The 15,887-nt window shown below is 56.7% G+C and carries 16 protein-coding genes; 8 read left to right on the top strand and 8 right to left on the bottom strand.

The genetic code is table 11. The features are described from left to right. Nucleotides 1-116 precede the first annotated feature (116 nt). The 3 genes from GNP00_RS16420 to GNP00_RS16410 are packed head-to-tail and all read left to right on the top strand — an operon-like array spanning nt 117 to nt 1,719. Nucleotides 117-275: a YqaE/Pmp3 family membrane protein gene (locus GNP00_RS16420; RefSeq protein ID WP_011582777.1), complete on the top strand. Its 159-nt coding sequence runs from the start codon at nt 117-119 to the stop codon at nt 273-275. Then, nucleotides 275-505 carry a hypothetical protein gene (locus GNP00_RS16415; protein ID WP_011582778.1) on the top strand — a complete coding sequence of 77 codons (231 nt, stop codon included), beginning with the start codon at nt 275-277 and terminating at the stop codon, nt 503-505. Before GNP00_RS16420 ends, GNP00_RS16415 begins: the two co-directional genes overlap by 1 nt. A gap of 47 nt (nt 506-552) precedes the next feature. Beyond that, on the top strand, nt 553-1,719 hold the full coding sequence (locus tag GNP00_RS16410) for a 6-phosphofructokinase (protein WP_011582779.1): 1,167 nt from the start codon (nt 553-555) through the stop codon (nt 1,717-1,719). Nucleotides 1,720-1,755: 36 nt separating this feature from the next. Here the strand turns inward: GNP00_RS16410 and GNP00_RS16405 are convergent, their stop codons facing one another. The 5 genes from GNP00_RS16405 to mnmE all read right to left on the bottom strand — a co-directional run bounded on the left by GNP00_RS16405 (nt 1,756) and on the right by mnmE (nt 7,456). After that, nucleotides 1,756-2,622, bottom strand: a complete 867-nt coding sequence (locus GNP00_RS16405) for a ParB/RepB/Spo0J family partition protein (protein WP_011582780.1) — start codon at nt 2,620-2,622, stop codon at nt 1,756-1,758. A 31-nt stretch (nt 2,623-2,653) separates the two neighbouring features. Then, the gene (locus tag GNP00_RS16400; RefSeq protein WP_011582781.1) at nt 2,654-3,448 is read right to left on the bottom strand and encodes a ParA family protein; all 795 of its coding nucleotides are present in this window, start codon (nt 3,446-3,448) and stop codon (nt 2,654-2,656) included. Nucleotides 3,449-3,487: 39 nt separating this feature from the next. Beyond that, entirely contained in the window at nt 3,488-4,120 is a 633-nt protein-coding gene (rsmG, locus tag GNP00_RS16395; RefSeq protein WP_011582782.1) for a 16S rRNA (guanine(527)-N(7))-methyltransferase RsmG, read from the bottom strand. After that, entirely contained in the window at nt 4,117-5,985 is a 1,869-nt protein-coding gene (gene mnmG / locus GNP00_RS16390) for a tRNA uridine-5-carboxymethylaminomethyl(34) synthesis enzyme MnmG (protein ID WP_011582783.1), read from the bottom strand. Before mnmG ends, rsmG begins: the two co-directional genes overlap by 4 nt. Before the next feature lie 142 nt (nt 5,986-6,127). Next, a complete protein-coding gene (gene mnmE / locus GNP00_RS16385) occupies nt 6,128-7,456 on the bottom strand; it encodes a tRNA uridine-5-carboxymethylaminomethyl(34) synthesis GTPase MnmE (protein WP_425482921.1) in 1,329 nt (442 codons plus the stop codon). 51 nt (nt 7,457-7,507) lie between these two features. On the opposite strand from mnmE, the gene GNP00_RS16380 reads away from it, so the two are divergent. After that, complete coding sequence (locus GNP00_RS16380) at nt 7,508-9,538, top strand: DUF255 domain-containing protein (RefSeq protein WP_011582785.1); 2,031 nt, start codon at nt 7,508-7,510, stop codon at nt 9,536-9,538. A gap of 24 nt (nt 9,539-9,562) precedes the next feature. On the opposite strand, the gene rho is transcribed toward GNP00_RS16380, so the two are convergent. From rho to hemE, 3 genes are all read right to left on the bottom strand, one after another. After that, entirely contained in the window at nt 9,563-10,828 is a 1,266-nt protein-coding gene (gene rho, locus GNP00_RS16375; RefSeq protein WP_085953099.1) for a transcription termination factor Rho, read from the bottom strand. Between the two features lie 209 nt (nt 10,829-11,037). Next, nucleotides 11,038-11,571: a protoporphyrinogen oxidase HemJ gene (hemJ, locus tag GNP00_RS16370; RefSeq protein WP_011582787.1), complete on the bottom strand. Its 534-nt coding sequence runs from the start codon at nt 11,569-11,571 to the stop codon at nt 11,038-11,040. Further along, nucleotides 11,568-12,596 (bottom strand): uroporphyrinogen decarboxylase, encoded by a 1,029-nt coding sequence (gene hemE, locus GNP00_RS16365; protein WP_011582788.1) that lies wholly within the window; start codon nt 12,594-12,596, stop codon nt 11,568-11,570. The genes hemJ and hemE overlap by 4 nt, the downstream gene beginning before the upstream one ends. Before the next feature lie 307 nt (nt 12,597-12,903). Here hemE and GNP00_RS16360 point away from each other — a divergent pair, with 307 nt between their 5' ends. From GNP00_RS16360 to coaE, 4 genes are read left to right on the top strand one after another with little or no spacing between them, the layout of a single operon-like run. Continuing rightward, entirely contained in the window at nt 12,904-13,806 is a 903-nt protein-coding gene (locus tag GNP00_RS16360) for a pyruvate, water dikinase regulatory protein (RefSeq protein WP_425482923.1), read from the top strand. Between the two features lie 22 nt (nt 13,807-13,828). After that, nucleotides 13,829-14,437 carry a Maf-like protein gene (locus GNP00_RS16355; RefSeq protein ID WP_011582791.1) on the top strand — a complete coding sequence of 203 codons (609 nt, stop codon included), beginning with the start codon at nt 13,829-13,831 and terminating at the stop codon, nt 14,435-14,437. Next, nucleotides 14,430-15,269 carry a shikimate dehydrogenase gene (locus GNP00_RS16350; protein WP_011582792.1) on the top strand — a complete coding sequence of 280 codons (840 nt, stop codon included), beginning with the start codon at nt 14,430-14,432 and terminating at the stop codon, nt 15,267-15,269. Before GNP00_RS16355 ends, GNP00_RS16350 begins: the two co-directional genes overlap by 8 nt. Next, nucleotides 15,266-15,850: a dephospho-CoA kinase gene (coaE, locus tag GNP00_RS16345; RefSeq protein WP_011582793.1), complete on the top strand. Its 585-nt coding sequence runs from the start codon at nt 15,266-15,268 to the stop codon at nt 15,848-15,850. Before GNP00_RS16350 ends, coaE begins: the two co-directional genes overlap by 4 nt. Nucleotides 15,851-15,887: the final 37 nt, after the last annotated feature.

Below are 15,887 nucleotides of genomic sequence, written 5' to 3'. Positions count from 1 at the left end.
AAGAAGGTGGCAACCTGTATGGCCACATCACCGTGAAGTGAGCATCTTCTTTTTCAACTTCGTTTTTTGGATCGAAACCGGTTCTCCCACATTAGGATAGAGCATTGGAGGCTGTTATGGACGTCATTCGAATACTTCTCGCTATCGTCCTGCCACCGCTCGGCGTGTTCCTTCAGGTGGGTATTGGTCTGCAGTTCTGGATCAATATCCTATTGACCTTGATGGGATACATACCCGGAATTATCCATGCTATATGGGTTATCACGAGGCGCTGATGACCCGCAAAGCGGCCGATCCGCTCACCGAAGCTCGATATCTTCTCGACTCGCAATGTTGTTGCTGGAAGCGCGGTTCGGTCTGGTGTGGATGGGCGGTGTTGAACGCCATCCTGCTCGCTCGATCTCCTTTGCGGAGGGGAACAACCACCTTCTCCGTTCCCTCGGGCGTCATCTGGGACAGAAGCCTCGATCCATGGGTGGCAGAGACGATTAAGCTTGCCCACTGATTGCCGGCGCGCGATTATGGGGCGCCCCCGAAACACTGGGATTAGGTATGGCCGAGACTTTCGTCATCGCACAAGGTGGTGGTCCCACTGCCGTTATCAACCAGACCGTGGCGGGCATCGTAATGGAAACGCGAAAGCTTTATCCCGGCGCACGGGTGCTCGGCGCGCGTTATGGGATACGTGGCATCCGTGACGGGAATTTCGTTAACCTGTCCGATTTGCCGGATGAAACCCTGCTCGCCATGGCCACCACGCCCAGTGCCGCCCTCGGCAGCACGCGGGATAAGCCGGATGCAGCCTATTGCGACGCAATCCTGGAAGGCCTTCGCAATGTCGGCGCGGACGCGTTCATTAATATTGGCGGCAACGACACGGCGGGAACGCAGGCCATCCTTGCCGAAGCGTCGGGCGGCAGCATTGCCTTTATTCATGCTCCAAAGACCATTGACAACGATTTGATGGAGAACGATCACACGCCTGGCTTCATTTCCGCGGCGGAGTTCGTAGCTGGAGCGTTTCTGAGCATCGATCTCGATTTCCGCGCTTTGCCCGGCATCTATGTTGGTATCGTCATGGGTAGACATGCCGGCTTCCTGACAGCCGCCGCCTCTGCTTGGTCTTTGGACGAAGAAGGCGGCCCTCATCTAATTTATGTGCCGGAGCGCCCTTTCGAACGCGCTCGCTTTATCGAAGACGTCCGCGCGCAAATCTCGCGCCACGGGCGTTGCATAGTGGCGATGTCGGAGGGTGTTTCCGGATCAGACGGCCGATCCCTTGTCGAGCACATCGTTCCACCTGAAACGCTGGAGCGAGATCAACACGGAAATGTTCGCCTCTCCGGCACTGATCTTGGGAGGGCCATTGAACACATGCTCGCAGAAAGCCTACCAGGAACCCGCGCGCGGGTGGATACGTTCGGTTATCTCCCGCGTGGAAACATCGCCACGATTAACGAGGTGGATGCGCAGGAAGCATTCGAGGCCGGAGCCTTTGCTGTCCGCGCTGTAGAGCGGCTGGGTGGTTCAGTCGCGTTAAAATACAACGATACGGAAACCACATGCCAGCTGGTGCCGCTTGTGGACGTGGCCGGAAAGACGCGGCAAATGCCCGAAAATTTCCTTCATCCAGCGGAAAATAAGGTCTCTGGTGCTTGCCGGAACTATCTTTCCAGGCTGGTGCCCCGCAAATACAGGGTTGCACGACCATTCGTGTAGCGAGTGACCGGCAGAAGTGTCGATTACTCGGGGCTATCAGCGCTGCAACAAGCGGCAGAGCTCGTCCAGTTGCTCCAGAGAGCGGTAGGAAATACGCATCTCCCCGCCCCGATCCTTATGGCTGATCGAAACTTTCAGACCAGTGTGATCCGTGAGGAGCTTTTCAAGCGAAAGCGTGTCCGCATCCTTCTCCCTGCGCTCTTTTGGCTTTGTAACACCCACCTCCTGTGCGCTTGCCAGCGCCTCAGCCTGGCGAACGGACAATCCCTCCTCGATGATACGCTTTGCAAGGCCGGCGGGATCGGCGGCGGTTACCAGGGTTCGTGCATGGCCCGCGGTTAGCGAGCCGTCGACAATAAGATCGAGCACCGCATCAGGCAGCTTTAGAAGGCGCAGGGTGTTTGCTACATGACTGCGGCTCTTGCCGATGACCTGCGCAAGATCCGCCTGGGTGTAGTTATGTTCATCCATAAGCTGCTGGTAGCCGCGCGCCTCCTCGATTGGATTGAGATCGGCGCGCTGGACATTCTCGATAATGGCCAGTTCGAGCGCCGCCCTGTCGTCCACCTCGCGAATAATGACGGGTATTTCCGTGAGACCTGCTTTCTGCGCGGCACGCCAGCGGCGCTCTCCTGCTATGATCTCGTATCGCCCGGCAGCGGGCGCCGGTCGCACCACCACCGGCTGAACGATGCCATGCTCTCGGATCGAGTGTGCCAGCTCCGCCAGATCCCCCTCGGCAAAATTGCGCCGCGGATTGCGCGGATTCGGCGAAATAAATTCGATCGGCACCAAACGGTCCGCGCGCACGGTTTCCTGCTCGCGCATAACCGGTCTGTCGATTTCGCCAATAAGGGCGGCGAGGCCGCGGCCAAGGCGCTTGCGAGAAGGATCTTCATTCATGGCTGAGCCTGGCTCCTTTAGTTCGAACAAATCAAGCGGCGCGCAAACGCCGCTCCCTGCGGATCACTTCCGAGGCGAGTTGCAGGTATGCTTGGCTGCCCGAGCATTTGAGGTCGTAGAGAATTGCAGGCTTTCCATATGAAGGCGCCTCGGAGACCCGAACGTTCCGGGGAATGACGGTTTCATACACCGTCTCTCCCATATGAGCCCGCACATCCTCAACCACTTGATTTGCCAGGTTGTTGCGTCCATCGAACATCGTTAGCACGATGCCCTGTATGGTTAAGGCCGGGTTAATGGAGCCGCGGATCTGCTCTACCGTCTCCAGAAGCTGGCTTAGACCCTCAAGTGCAAAAAACTCACATTGCAGGGGGACCAACACGGAATCTGCCGCCGCCATTGCATTGAGCGTAAGAAGATTCAACGAAGGCGGACAATCAATCAAAACATAGGAAAAACCCTTTTTCGAGGGTGTCTCCCGTAATGCGCGACGCAGCTTCAGCACGCGATCCTGGGCGCCGGATATCTCCATCTCGATGCCGAGGAGATCGAGTGTGGAAGGAACAATGGCGAGACCGGGCACGGCTGTCTCCATTGCCGCATTGTCGATGTCTGAAGCGCCGATCAACACGTCGTAGGAAGAAATGTTTCTGATTTTTCGCTCTACACCGAGCCCTGTGCTCGCATTACCCTGAGGATCCAGATCGACGATCAGCACGCGCTCGCCGATTGCGGCGAGCGCAGTGGCCAGATTGATCGCCGTTGTGGTCTTTCCTACACCACCTTTCTGATTCGCCACGGTGATGATGCGTGAAGGCTTGCTCATAGGCCCCTGCCAATCAAAAACACCAAGAACCAGCAGTCGTTAGAGGCGGCGAAGATCGCTTATTTCAAGAATCACGCCGTCGCCCCCGACCTCATTGCCATGTTCTAACAGATTGAATCCCCAAGCGTCACGGCTTTCTTCAATTTCACGGCGGTAATCCCGGCCTTTATGAAGCAAAGCGCGCGCGCCGGCTTTCATCCATGGCTCCGCCAATCCAAAAAGCACAGGCAGGGGAGCAAGAGCCCTAGCCGTGATCACCTCAGGGGGAGGAATTTGGCCATAGCAATCCTCAATTCGTTGAGGATGGATCATACAAGGCGCTTTTAGCGACGCGAGGCTGGTCTGTAGAAACGCTGCTTTTTTGCGATTGCTCTCTACCAGATCAACTTGAGCTGGAGCATGTTCCTTCATCAAAATTGCAATAACCGCACCCGGAAAGCCTCCCCCAGATCCCAAATCCAGCCATCGCCTGGCCGCCGGCGCGATGCGAATCAGCTGAGCGCTATCGAGAATGTGACGCTCCCACAGGTGCGGCAGCGTTGAAGGGGCTGTTAAGTTGATTCGCGCAGACCACTTCCTAAACTCGCCTTCAAAAGCCACTAACCCGTCAAATGTTTCACGTGAAACCGGGCCAGCGACAGCCTGCAGGGCAGAGAACCGCTCCGCCATCATGCAGCGCCCCGAATCTTCTCACCTTGTCGAATAGCAACCAAAATGAGGGCCAGGGCGGCGGGGGTCATTCCATCGATTCGCTGCGCCTCGGCTAAGGTGCGCGGTCTGCGTTGACGAAGCTTATACTTCAACTCGTTCGACAGGCCGGGAACCGAATCGAAATCAATCCCGTCGGGAATTGACCTGCCCTCTTCGCGGCGAACTCGCTCCGCGTCGGCGACTTGGCGATCAAGGTATACCGCGTAACGAGCCTCTGTCTCCAGGCGTTCACAAGTTTTGGGGGCAATGGAACCAAGTTCCGGCCAGATCGCCTTCAGCCTTTCTATGTTGATGTCGGCGAACGAAAGCAGGTCATACGCACTTCGCCGAACCCCATCCTGATTGACGGCAATTCCGTGACGGGCTGCCTCATTGGGCGTTAGTCCGCGTGCCTTCGTAAGTTCCCGCGCATCGCTAAGTTCTTGTTCTGCTTTATAGAAACGATCGCGCCGCACCTTCGAGGCCACACCCCACTCAATCGCCCGCGGCGTGAGCCGCTCGTCAGCATTGTCGGCCCTGAGAGACAGTCGGAACTCAGCACGGGATGTGAACATGCGGTAGGGTTCGGTCACTCCCCGTGTGACCAGGTCATCGATCATGACACCGATATAGGCATCGGTTCGGCTCGGAACGACAGTCGTGCTCCCCGATGCAACGCTTGCTGCATTGATGCCGGCAATTACGCCCTGAGCGGCAGCTTCCTCGTAACCGGTCGTGCCATTGATCTGCCCGGCAAGAAATAAACCCCTGACGCGACGCGTTTCAAGCGACGGCTCAAGCTCGCGCGGATCCACGTGATCATACTCGATGGCATATCCCGGCTGCAGCACGTGCGCGTTGGCGAGTCCGGGTATTGTCTTAAGAAATGCGTGCTGAACCTCTTCAGGCAGCGAGGTCGAGAGGCCATTTGGATACACGGTGTGGTCATCGAGCCCCTCGGGCTCAAGAAAAATCTGGTGACCGTCCCTCTCCCCAAACTTCACGATCTTATCCTCGATCGAGGGACAGTAACGCGGCCCAATTCCCTCAATCTGGCCAGAATACATTGCGGATTTGTCGAGGTTCTCTTGAATGATACGGTGCGTGTCCGTTGTCGTTCGCGTTATTCCACATGTGATTTGCGGGTTTTGGATTTTTTCGCTCAGCAGTGAAAACGGAACCGGATCCTCATCTGCTTTCTGAAATCCGAGCATGTTCCATTCGATCGTCCGCCCATCGAGGCGAGGGGGCGTCCCGGTCTTCAGTCGTCCAAGTTTAAAGCCAGCCGCCTCCATGGAAGCCGAAAGACCCTTCGCAGCCGGTTCATTGACCCGGCCAGCAGGAATTTTCTTCTGGCCAATATGGATCAATCCGCGCAAAAAGGTTCCCGTCGTCAGGACTACAGCCGCGCAGTTGATCTGCGAGTCTCCGGAGAGGCCGACATGCGTGATTCGGCCATGTTCCATTCCCAGCGTATGCACTTCAGCTTCGATAACCTGAAGATTCTCTTGTTCGGAAATGACGGCCTGCATAGCCTGGCGGTAAAGTTTGCGATCCGCCTGCGTTCGTGGCCCTCGCACCGCTGGCCCCTTGCGCCGATTCAAGAGACGGAACTGGATTCCAGCTGCATCGGCAACCCGCCCCATGAGGCCATCCAAGGCATCGACTTCGCGCACCAGCTGTCCCTTGCCGATCCCGCCGATTGCGGGATTGCAGGACATTACGCCGATCGTATCGCGCCGCATTGTGACAAGCGCTGTCCTTGCGCCGGCCCGAGCAGCCGCCGCCGCTGCCTCACAACCGGCGTGGCCTCCACCAACCACAACGACATCGAATTTATGAATCATCTGGCTCTTTCCAACATTCGCTCCAGATGAGCGTATCGGTCTGTTTAGTCAAGACGGGCTCTGTTTCACGTGAAACGGCAGCGGCGCATGGATTGCTGTTTCACGTGAATCACTTTGCCGACGACCCAATGTTTCACGTGAATCATTTTCCAATGCAGAAAGTGGAGAAGATCGCATCGAGCAAATCTTCAACATCGATCTCACCGGAGATGCGGCCCAAAGCAAGCGAGCTTAAACGCAGGCATTCAGCTCTCAGCTCAAGCCCAATATTTTCGCCGTCAATTCCAGCCTCAAGCGCGTCTGCCGCCTGGCCTAAAAGTGCCACATGCCGCTCGCGAAAGGGCAAGATCTCCCCTGCGAAATTCGAGTAGCCTGCGCTGGCTTGACTTATCAGCTCCATCAGGCGGTCCAGTCCCAATCCGGTTTTGGCGGAAATCAAACAATTGTATGAAGCGGCTGGTGTATCCGTGATCAAATCGGCTTTGTTCCCTATTGTGATCACCGGCTTGCCCTGCGGCACCTCCGGTGTCGACGGATTTGTGACGTCTTCCAGAAGCAGCACCAAGTCGGCCTCATTGGCACGCCTCAGAGAACGTTCGATACCAAGCGCTTCTACTCGGCCGGCCGCCTCGCGGATGCCAGCCGTGTCGGCAAGGACTACTTTCGTCCCGTCAATGTCCAAGCTGACCTCGAGAATATCCCGCGTCGTGCCAGGCTCCTCCGTTACAATGGCTACGTCACGCCGCGCCAGCGCATTGAGAAGGCTGGACTTTCCCGCATTTGGTGCGCCCAGGATAACGATTTGGAACCCGTCCCTGATGATCTCAGCCTTGCGGTAGGAAGAAGCATGTTCAACAATTTCCTGCCGAAGCCGGCGAATGTCCTCCCACACGGTAGCGCCAGCAGAGCCAGGCACATCCGATTCATCGGCAAAATCAAGCTCTGCCTCTATCATGGCTCGGGCATGGATGAGGCGGCGGCGCCATCCGTCATAGAGGCGCTTGTGCATATCACTGCTGTTCACGAGTGCGAAGCGCCTCTGAGCTTCCGTTTCTGCAGCAATTAGATCGGAAAGCGCTTCAGCCTCGGTAAGGTTCATTTTTCCGTTCAGAAAAGCCCGTTTCGTGAACTCACCAGCCTCGGCCATCCGTAGTCCAGGAAATGCGGCAAGCTCGTTCAGCACGGCCGCCACTACGGCCCGCCCGCCATGCAAATGCAATTCCGCGCAATCCTCCCCCGTAAAGCTGGCGGGAGCAGGAAAGAAGAGGCAGAGTGCTCGGTCGAGGACCTCTCTTTCGGCGCTGTAGATGCTGGTCAGCTTGGCGAATCTGGCTTCCGAAAGGCCGCCAGCCATTCGTTCCAGGACAGCTCTCGTATCTGCACCGGAGATCCGTATCACGGCGATACCGGAAGGCAACGAGCCGCTCGAAAGCGCAAAGATTGTATCACGAACTGGTATTTGATCCGGCACGGCAAGCGCTCTAGGTTCTAAGGTTGTAAATGGCCAATATAGGAGATTGATGTGCTCTTACCCGAAAAGAACCTGCTCGGCGAGCAGGCGAGCCCTTATCTCCTTCAACACAGGGACAATCCCGTACATTGGCGTCCGTGGTCGCGCGAGGCGCTGGACGAGGCTCGCGAGCTCAACCGGCCGATCCTCCTATCCGTCGGATATGCGGCGTGTCACTGGTGCCATGTCATGGCTCACGAATGCTTTGAAGACAACGAAGTTGCCGAATTGATGAACAGCCTCTTCGTCAATATCAAGGTTGATCGGGAAGAGCGCCCCGATATCGATCAGATCTATATGACCGCGCTTTCGGCCATGGGTGAACAGGGTGGTTGGCCGTTGACGATGTTTCTCACACCCGAAGCAAAGCCCTTTTGGGGAGGGACCTATTTTCCCAAACGATCTCGCTACGGAAGGCCCGGCTTCATTGATGTTCTGAAAGCAGTACATTCCGCATGGCAGACTAAGGAAGACGAGCTGCTGCGCAGCGCCGACACCCTTTCTATACATGTCCGAACTCACCTGGCGCCGATGCAAGGTACGACCAGTAATGAGGTCCCCCTAAGGGCTCTCGCCGAGAAGATCCGCGCGGTCTTTGATCCCCAGCTCGGCGGCCTGCGCGGGGCTCCTAAATTTCCCAATGCGCCATTCCTTGATCTGCTATGGCTCAACTGGCTTGAAAATGGCGCCGAAAGCGATCGGGACACGGTGCTACTCACGCTCCGATCGATGCTTGCCGGGGGCATTTATGACCATGTAGGCGGTGGCCTTGCCCGCTATTCGGTGGACGCACAATGGTTGGTGCCTCATTTTGAAAAAATGCTCTACGACAACGCACAGCTTATTCGCCTGTGCAGCTATGCATATGGGGGTACCCACGACCGACTGTTCCGGGTGCGAATCGAAGACACCGTAAAATGGCTTCTTCGCGAGATGACTGTAGAGGGCGGAGGATTCGCTTCCAGCCTCGACGCGGATTCGGAAGGAGAGGAAGGCAAGTTCTACTTGTGGACCCGCGCAGAGATCGAGGACGTCCTCGGTGTTGGAGATGCGCGTGAGCTGCTTGCGATCTATGATCTCGCGAACCCCGAGGAATGGGAAGGAAACCCGATCCTTCATCGCCGACGCCATCCGGAAGTTCTGGACGATTCCTCAGAACAGCGGCTTCGAACGCTTCTCGACCGCCTTATGGCCGCCCGTGAAGCCCGCACTCGTCCAGGTCGGGACGACAAGGTCCTTGTGGATTGGAACGGGCTCGCAATCGCCGCTATCGCCGTAGCTGGCCGGCAGTTCGCTCGCCCGGAGTGGATTGAAGCGGCAGCTAGAGCATTTCGTTTCGTCCTCGAATCGATGGAAGAAGGGCGTCTCCCCCACAGTATTCGAGGGGAAAAGCGGCTCTTCCCCGCGCTCTCCAGCGACTATGCTGCGATGATCTCGGCGGCGATAGCGCTCTACGGCGCGACACATGACGATAGTTACGTGGATCAGGCGCGCCAATGGCTGGATAAGCTTGATGCCTGGTACTTGGACGATGCGGGAAGCGGTTATTTCCTTACGGCTTCCGACAGTGCCGACACACCGATGCGCATCCGCGGAGACATGGATGATCCAATTCCTTCAGCAACGGCTCAAATTGTCACCGCGCTGGTTCATCTCGCCGCAGTCTCCGGTAGCCATGAGCTTTACCAGCATGGGGTCCGGGTTTCGGAAGCCGCATTGGCGCGGGCTCAAAACCAAGCCTATGGTCAGTTAGGAATTATCTGCGCAGCGGCATTGGCGCAACGCCCCATGAAGCTGCTGATTAATGATCCTGCCGGAGAAACGTTCATTCCGGTCGCGAATCAAATTCCCGACCCCAGGCGCGTGGATATTATTGTCGGACTGCAGGAAAACGCTGCCGAACGTGACGCAGGCGTAAAAATTGACCGCTCGACCGCAGGTGCATGGCTCTGCACCGGTCAAATCTGCCTGCCACCCATTCATAATGCGGACAGCCTGGCAGCGACGCTGAGAACGCCGCACCAAAGTACAAACAGTAGGTAGAAGCGCTCGACAGACGGTCGCTAGCTACGTATTCATGGAATCGAAGAATTCGGCGTTGCCCTTGGTCTGCTTGAGCTTGTCGATGAGGAACTCGATGGCATCCGTTGTTCCCATCGGAGCCAGGATCCTGCGCAAAACGAAGATCTTTTGCAAATCCTGACGCGGCACGAGGAGATCCTCCTTGCGCGTGCCGGATTTCAAGATGTCCATGGCTGGATAGATGCGCTTATCAGCGACCTTGCGGTCGAGCACAATTTCCGAGTTGCCCGTACCCTTGAATTCTTCAAAGATCACCTCGTCCATACGGCTGCCCGTATCGATTAGCGCGGTGGCGATAATCGTAAGCGAGCCACCCTCCTCAATATTGCGAGCCGCGCCGAAAAAGCGCTTCGGACGCTGCAGCGCATTGGCGTCCACACCGCCGGTCAACACCTTTCCGGAGGAGGGCACCACCGTATTGTAGGCGCGGCCGAGGCGCGTGATCGAGTCAAGCAGGATCACAACGTCACGCCCATGCTCCACGAGGCGCTTTGCTTTTTCAATGACCATCTCTGCTACCTGGACATGCCGGGCAGCCGGTTCGTCAAAGGTCGAGGAAATCACTTCCCCCTTCACAGACCTCTGCATGTCGGTCACCTCTTCCGGCCGCTCGTCGATAAGCAGCACGATGAGATAGCATTCCGGGTGGTTCGTGGTGATTGAGTGGGCGATGTTCTGGAGCAGAACGGTCTTACCGGTTCGTGGCGGAGCAACGATAAGCCCGCGTTGTCCTTTTCCAAGGGGAGCCACCAAGTCGATCACCCGCGGTGAGAGATCCTTTGTAGTCGGATTCTCAATCTCCATCCTCAGCCGCTCATCCGGATAAAGCGGCGTAAGGTTATCGAAGTGGATTTTATGCCGGATCTTCTCCGGGTCCTCGAAGTTGATGGTGTTCACCTTAAGCAGGGCGAAATAACGTTCACCCTCCTTGGGGCTGCGAATGGGACCCTCTACCGTATCGCCTGTCTTCAGAGAAAACCGCCGGATCTGCGAAGGAGAAATATAAATGTCGTCCGGGCCCGGCAAGTAATTGGCGGTGGCTGAACGCAAAAAGCCAAAGCCATCCTGCAGCACCTCTACGACGCCATCCCCAACAATCTCTATGTCCTGCATTGAGAGCTTTTTGAGGATCGCAAACATCAGCTCCTGCTTGCGCATAATGCTGGCGTTCTCGACCTCGAGCGATTCAGCAAACGCGATCAGGTCGGTCGGCGATTTGCTCTTCAGCTCTTGGAGTTTCATTTCCTGCATAGGGGCGGACTCTGCTTGTAGCATATGGATACCGTGATTGATTGCTGGGCGCTCTTGCGGGCCTACAGCGTCCGAGACTTCGGTAAAGAACGGCACCGGACATGAAGGGAGGGAAAAGCCCTTTTATCGCTCTGACACGGAAAGAGCAAGGTGGGTTTTTCGTTTCCAATCAAACCGGCGTCGATGTGAGACAAGCGGGCCTCGCGCCGTCAAAAAGGCTTCACGATCACCAAAATCACAATGAGAATCATGAGAGCGGTCGGTACCTCATTCATCAAGCGCCAGTGACGCGTCGGTTTGAGATTCCGATCCGCCTGGAACATACGCTGCGAACGGGACAGATAGCCATGAAACGCTGATAACAGCAGAACCAGGCCTATCTTGGCGTGCAGCCACCCACCTGAAAAATCGAACCCCTTCCAAGCGAGCCAAAGGCCCAAAACCCAGGTGGCGATCATGGCTGGATTGATGATGAACCGTAGTAGCCGCACCTCCATCATCTTGAATGTCTCGCTTTGAGCAGAGCCTGTTTCGACTTGAGAATGGTAAACGAAAAGCCGCGGCAGATAGAGCATTCCCGCCATCCAGGAGATCACAGCGACAACATGAAAAGCCTTTATCCAAAGGTAAAGCCCGTCAGGCGCGGCCGCAAAAAGAAGCACCGTCAGCGCTGCAACGATCACCAGTGAGAGTGTGGCACGCCGCGCGACAGCCTTTCCATTAGTCCCGCTAGCCACCGTCACAGTCTGCCCTCCCGCACTTGCTGTATCATCGCCTCAACATGCCCGATAGGCGTCTCGGGCGTAATTCCATGACCAAGATTGAAGATGAAAGGCGCGCCGCCCAACGCGCTTAGGATATCCTCAACACCCTTCGAAAGCGCCTGTCCACCCGCCACCAATCGCATCGGGTCCAGGTTGCCCTGAACTGGGCCTTCGGCCTGCAGCCGGCTTGCTTCGCTGAGCGGAACTGTCCAATCAAGACCAAGCGCCGTCACCCCCGTTTGCTGCCGGTAGCGGCTGTAAAGCCATCCTGCACCCTTCGGGAAGCCAATGATCGGCACATTCGGGTGCCTTTCCCGCACTCTTCGCACGATCTCGGCAACCGGCCGGAGACACCATTGATCGAAACTCGTCTCGTCAAGGATTCCGGCCCAGGAATCGAATATCTGCACCGCGTCCGCGCCTTCATCAATCTGGCGAATGAGATAATCGGCGGACGCGGCCGAGATGGTGTCCAGAAGTTCAGAGAATTCCTTTGGATGCCTGTACCCGAACAACCTCGCCGGCGCCTGGTCAGGCGTTCCACGGCCGGCAATCATATAAGTGGCGACAGTCCAGGGCGCACCGCAAAAGCCGATCAAAGCGGTCTCTTCAGATAATTCGCTCCGTAACCGCCGGACCGTTTCATAGACGGGCTGCAGACGGTTGTGAATGAGGTTCGGATCAAGCCCCGGTATTTCATTTGCTTGGATAGGAGACATCAAGGGACCTGCGCCTTCTTCAAAGCGTAGGTCGCGGCCAAGCGCATGTGGAATGACCAAAATGTCGGAAAACAAAATAGCCGCGTCGAAGCCGAACCGCCGAATGGGCTGCAGCGTAACCTCCACCGCAAGCTCCGGATTATAGCAAAGATCGAGGAAACTTCCGGCCTTCTTCCGTGTTTCCCGATATTCCGGAAGGTATCGCCCAGCCTGACGCATCAACCAGATGGGAGGAGGAAATACCGTGCGTCCGTTCAGCGCTTCCAGGAGTTTCCGTTCTGCCACGTTCCAGGTCTCCAAATCAAATAATTAAAGAACTCTAAAGAGATTCTGATTCTACGACTCTGTTTGGAGTGTGGATTAAATCCTGTCCACTGGCTCCTGTTCCCGCAGAAGGAGCATATTGACGCGTGGCAAGCTTTTGCACTGTGGACAATTCCGGCAAGTCAGGAAAGAAGCCCTAATATCTCCATAACCTTAGCTATTTCGATCTGTGAGCAGCATGATGTGGAGTTATGTGGATATAATCCGCCTTCAACATTGTTCTGCACAGTCGAACTTCCTTTTCCCTATCCAGCTGGGATGTGGATGAATCGCCCCCTTTTTCCCGACTCCAATCTCGCCAAGCGCCATTCGCCGCGCTATCAACATTTCTCCACAGACCGGGTCTGAATTTGTGCATAAGCCGCAAAGCTTCTTTCATCTCCATCTGATTTCCGACGCCACCGGGGAAACGCTGCTGGCCGCCGGCAGGGCGGCAGCGGCTCAGTACAAGAACGCTCGCGCTATCGAGCATATCTATCCGCTGGTGCGTACCGAGAAGCAGCTCGAGAAGGTCTTTGCCTCAATCGATGAGGAACCCGGCATAGTGCTTTATACAATTGTGGATCAGAAGCTTGCGCGCCAGGTGGATGAGCGCTGTCAGGCAATGGGGCTGCCCTGTGTTTCGGTCCTCGAGCCGGTGCTGGCCGTTTTCCAGTCTTATCTTGGAACGCCCGCCGGCCGGCGCGTCGGCGCACAGCACGTGCTGGATGCGGAATATTTTCGGCGCATAGATGCGCTGAACTTCACGATGGAGCATGACGATGGCCAACTTCCACATAATGTGGAGGAAGCAGATATCGTCCTGGTCGGCGTGTCCCGAACATCAAAGACACCAACGAGCATCTATCTTGCCAATCGCGGTATAAAGACCGCAAACGTGCCCATCGTTCTTGATGCGCCGCTGCCGGAGCCGTTGTTGAACGCAAAACGGCCTTTGGTCGTTGGACTGATAGCCTCCGCGGAACGTATTTCCCAGGTACGGCAAAATCGCCTTCTCGGGGCATCTCACGTCGATTTCGACGCTTATGTCGACCGGGCGGAGATCGCCCGCGAGCTGGCCTATGCCCGCCAGCTTTGCAACCGGCACAACTGGCCTGTGATAGACGTCACGCGCCGGTCGATCGAAGAGACCGCAGCGGCCATTTTGGCCTTGCGAGGAAAGTCTTGGTAATTCCCTTTTGAGAGAATATTTTATGCCGACGGAAAGCTCCACAATCATCCTTGCTTCCAAAAGTCCCTTTCGCAGGCGGCTTATGGAGGATGCAGGACTGTCGATAATGCCCGAAGCACCTCGGGTAGACGAGCGTGCGTTGGAAGCGCCGCTGGAAGGTACCGGCGTCACGCCCGACGAAGTTGCTCTCGTTCTTGCGGAAGCGAAGGCGACGGAGGTCTCCGCGCGGTATCCCGATGTTTGGGTGATTGGCGGCGACCAGACCCTTTCGTTGGATGACCTAATTTTTCATAAGCCGAAGGATATGGATGGTGCGCGTCGGCATCTCCTGGCGCTTTCAGGCAAAACCCATTTTTTGAATAGCGCAATAGTGCTCGCCCGTGGCGGCGAAGCGGTCTGGACCCACGTTTCGATCGCAAGAATGACCATGCGGCCTGTCAAGCCAGCTTTTATTGGCCGATATCTCGCGCGCGTTGGAGAAAAAGCGCTGGAAAGCGTTGGAGCCTATCAGATCGAGGGCGAAGGGATACAGCTCTTCGAATCGATCGAAGGTGACTATTTTACTGTCGTCGGCGTGCCACTCCTGCCGCTCTTGGCAAAGCTACGCGAGTTGAAGGCAATCGATGGCTGAGTCACTTCACCGTGCCTTTATCTGCGGCCATCCGGTGGCCCACTCTCGTTCCCCGGTCATTCACAATTTTTGGCTGAAGCAGCACGGGATAGAGGGGAGTTATGAGCGTCGCGACATTGCGCCCGAGGCGTTCTCGCTTTTTATCCGGGAGTTTCCGCGTTTCTATATGGGTGGCAATGTTACCATCCCGCATAAGGAGAGCGCCTGGCGCTTGGTGGAGACCCGCGACGAAGCTGCGGAGACAATAGGCGCGGTTAACACGCTTTGGCTTCAAGACGGCAGGATTATGGGCGGCAATACCGATACCTACGGCTTTGCCGCCAACCTCGATATGGAATTAGCGGGCTGGGAGAAGAATGCGGTGGCAACCGTGCTCGGCGCCGGCGGTGCGGCTCTCGCGGTGGTGCATGCGCTTCAGAGCCGGGGAATTCGCGATATCCGGATCGTCAATCGCACGGTTTCGCGTGCCCGGGCTGTTGTGGACCGGTTCAAGGGCGGCACCAGCGCGCATGCATGGGAAGCGGTCCCAGACCTGCTTTCGGATACCTCGCTCCTTGTCAATACCACTTCGCTCGGGATGCATGGCGGGCCGGAAGGCCATATCGATCTTGCGCCGCTCCCGGATTCGGCGATCGTGACGGATATTGTCTATGTGCCCTTGCGCACGCCTCTTCTCGCTTCGGCGGCAGCAAGGGGCCTGCGTACCGTGGATGGGCTGGGCATGCTACTGCACCAGGCAGTTCCAGGGTTTGAGCGATGGTTCGGTGTGCGGCCCGAGGTCACGCCTCACCTCCGCGAAATCGTGGTTGCGGATCTCGAGGCCGGAAAATGATTATTCTCGGTCTGACCGGCTCTGTCGGCATGGGCAAATCGACCACTGCGCGCATGTTCGAGGAGGAAGGGGTGCCGGTGCATGATTCTGACGCGGCCGTGCACAGGCTCTATGAAGGCGAGGCTGTCTCCCTGGTTGAAGAACATTTCCCGGGTTCGACGGCGAACGGCAAAGTGGATCGCGGGCGCCTGGCCGAAGCAGTGGTGGGCAATCCTGAAGCGCTGAAAAAACTTGAGAGGTTGATCCACCCGCTGGTAAGGCGGGACGCGGACCGCTTCGTCGAGAAACATCGCAAGAAGGGGACGCCTCTCGTCGTCCTTGATATTCCGCTTTTGTTTGAAACGGGCGGCGTCGACCGTGTCGACAAGATCCTTGTCATTACAGCTCCGGCTAATGTGCAGCGGGAACGTGTGCTTTCCCGGCCAGGCATGACTGAGGAAAAGTTCGAGAAAATCCTTGCCCGGCAGCTGCCGGATGAGGAAAAACGAAAGCGGGCCGACTTCATCATAGACACGAGCAAAGGCATGGAGCCTGCGCGCGTGGCGGTGCGGAGCATTAAAAGGCAGCTGACGGCGGGCTGACAGCTTATTCACGAATAGCTCTTGCGAAGCTGATAAT

This window comes from Chelativorans multitrophicus, from assembly GCF_011317445.1.
In the GTDB taxonomy this organism is placed as follows: Bacteria; Pseudomonadota; Alphaproteobacteria; order Rhizobiales; family Rhizobiaceae; genus Chelativorans; species Chelativorans multitrophicus.
Note: the sequence above shows the minus strand (reverse complement) of the source record. Positions and strands in the feature narration are given on the sequence as shown.

What these genes read in the sequence shown, in the direction of transcription:
- GNP00_RS16420 (WP_011582777.1), top strand. Translation starts at nt 117, where the DNA reads ATGGACGTCATTCGAATACTTCTCGCTATCGTCCTGCCACCGCTCGGC.
- GNP00_RS16415 (WP_011582778.1), top strand. Translation starts at nt 275, where the DNA reads ATGACCCGCAAAGCGGCCGATCCGCTCACCGAAGCTCGATATCTTCTC.
- GNP00_RS16410 (WP_011582779.1), top strand. Translation starts at nt 553, where the DNA reads ATGGCCGAGACTTTCGTCATCGCACAAGGTGGTGGTCCCACTGCCGTT.
- GNP00_RS16405 (WP_011582780.1), bottom strand. Translation starts at nt 2,622, where the DNA reads ATGAATGAAGATCCTTCTCGCAAGCGCCTTGGCCGCGGCCTCGCCGCC.
- GNP00_RS16400 (WP_011582781.1), bottom strand. Translation starts at nt 3,448, where the DNA reads ATGAGCAAGCCTTCACGCATCATCACCGTGGCGAATCAGAAAGGTGGT.
- rsmG (WP_011582782.1), bottom strand. Translation starts at nt 4,120, where the DNA reads ATGATGGCGGAGCGGTTCTCTGCCCTGCAGGCTGTCGCTGGCCCGGTT.
- mnmG (WP_011582783.1), bottom strand. Translation starts at nt 5,985, where the DNA reads ATGATTCATAAATTCGATGTCGTTGTGGTTGGTGGAGGCCACGCCGGT.
- rho (WP_085953099.1), bottom strand. Translation starts at nt 10,828, where the DNA reads ATGCAGGAAATGAAACTCCAAGAGCTGAAGAGCAAATCGCCGACCGAC.
- GNP00_RS16355 (WP_011582791.1), top strand. Translation starts at nt 13,829, where the DNA reads ATGCCGACGGAAAGCTCCACAATCATCCTTGCTTCCAAAAGTCCCTTT.
- GNP00_RS16350 (WP_011582792.1), top strand. Translation starts at nt 14,430, where the DNA reads ATGGCTGAGTCACTTCACCGTGCCTTTATCTGCGGCCATCCGGTGGCC.
- coaE (WP_011582793.1), top strand. Translation starts at nt 15,266, where the DNA reads ATGATTATTCTCGGTCTGACCGGCTCTGTCGGCATGGGCAAATCGACC.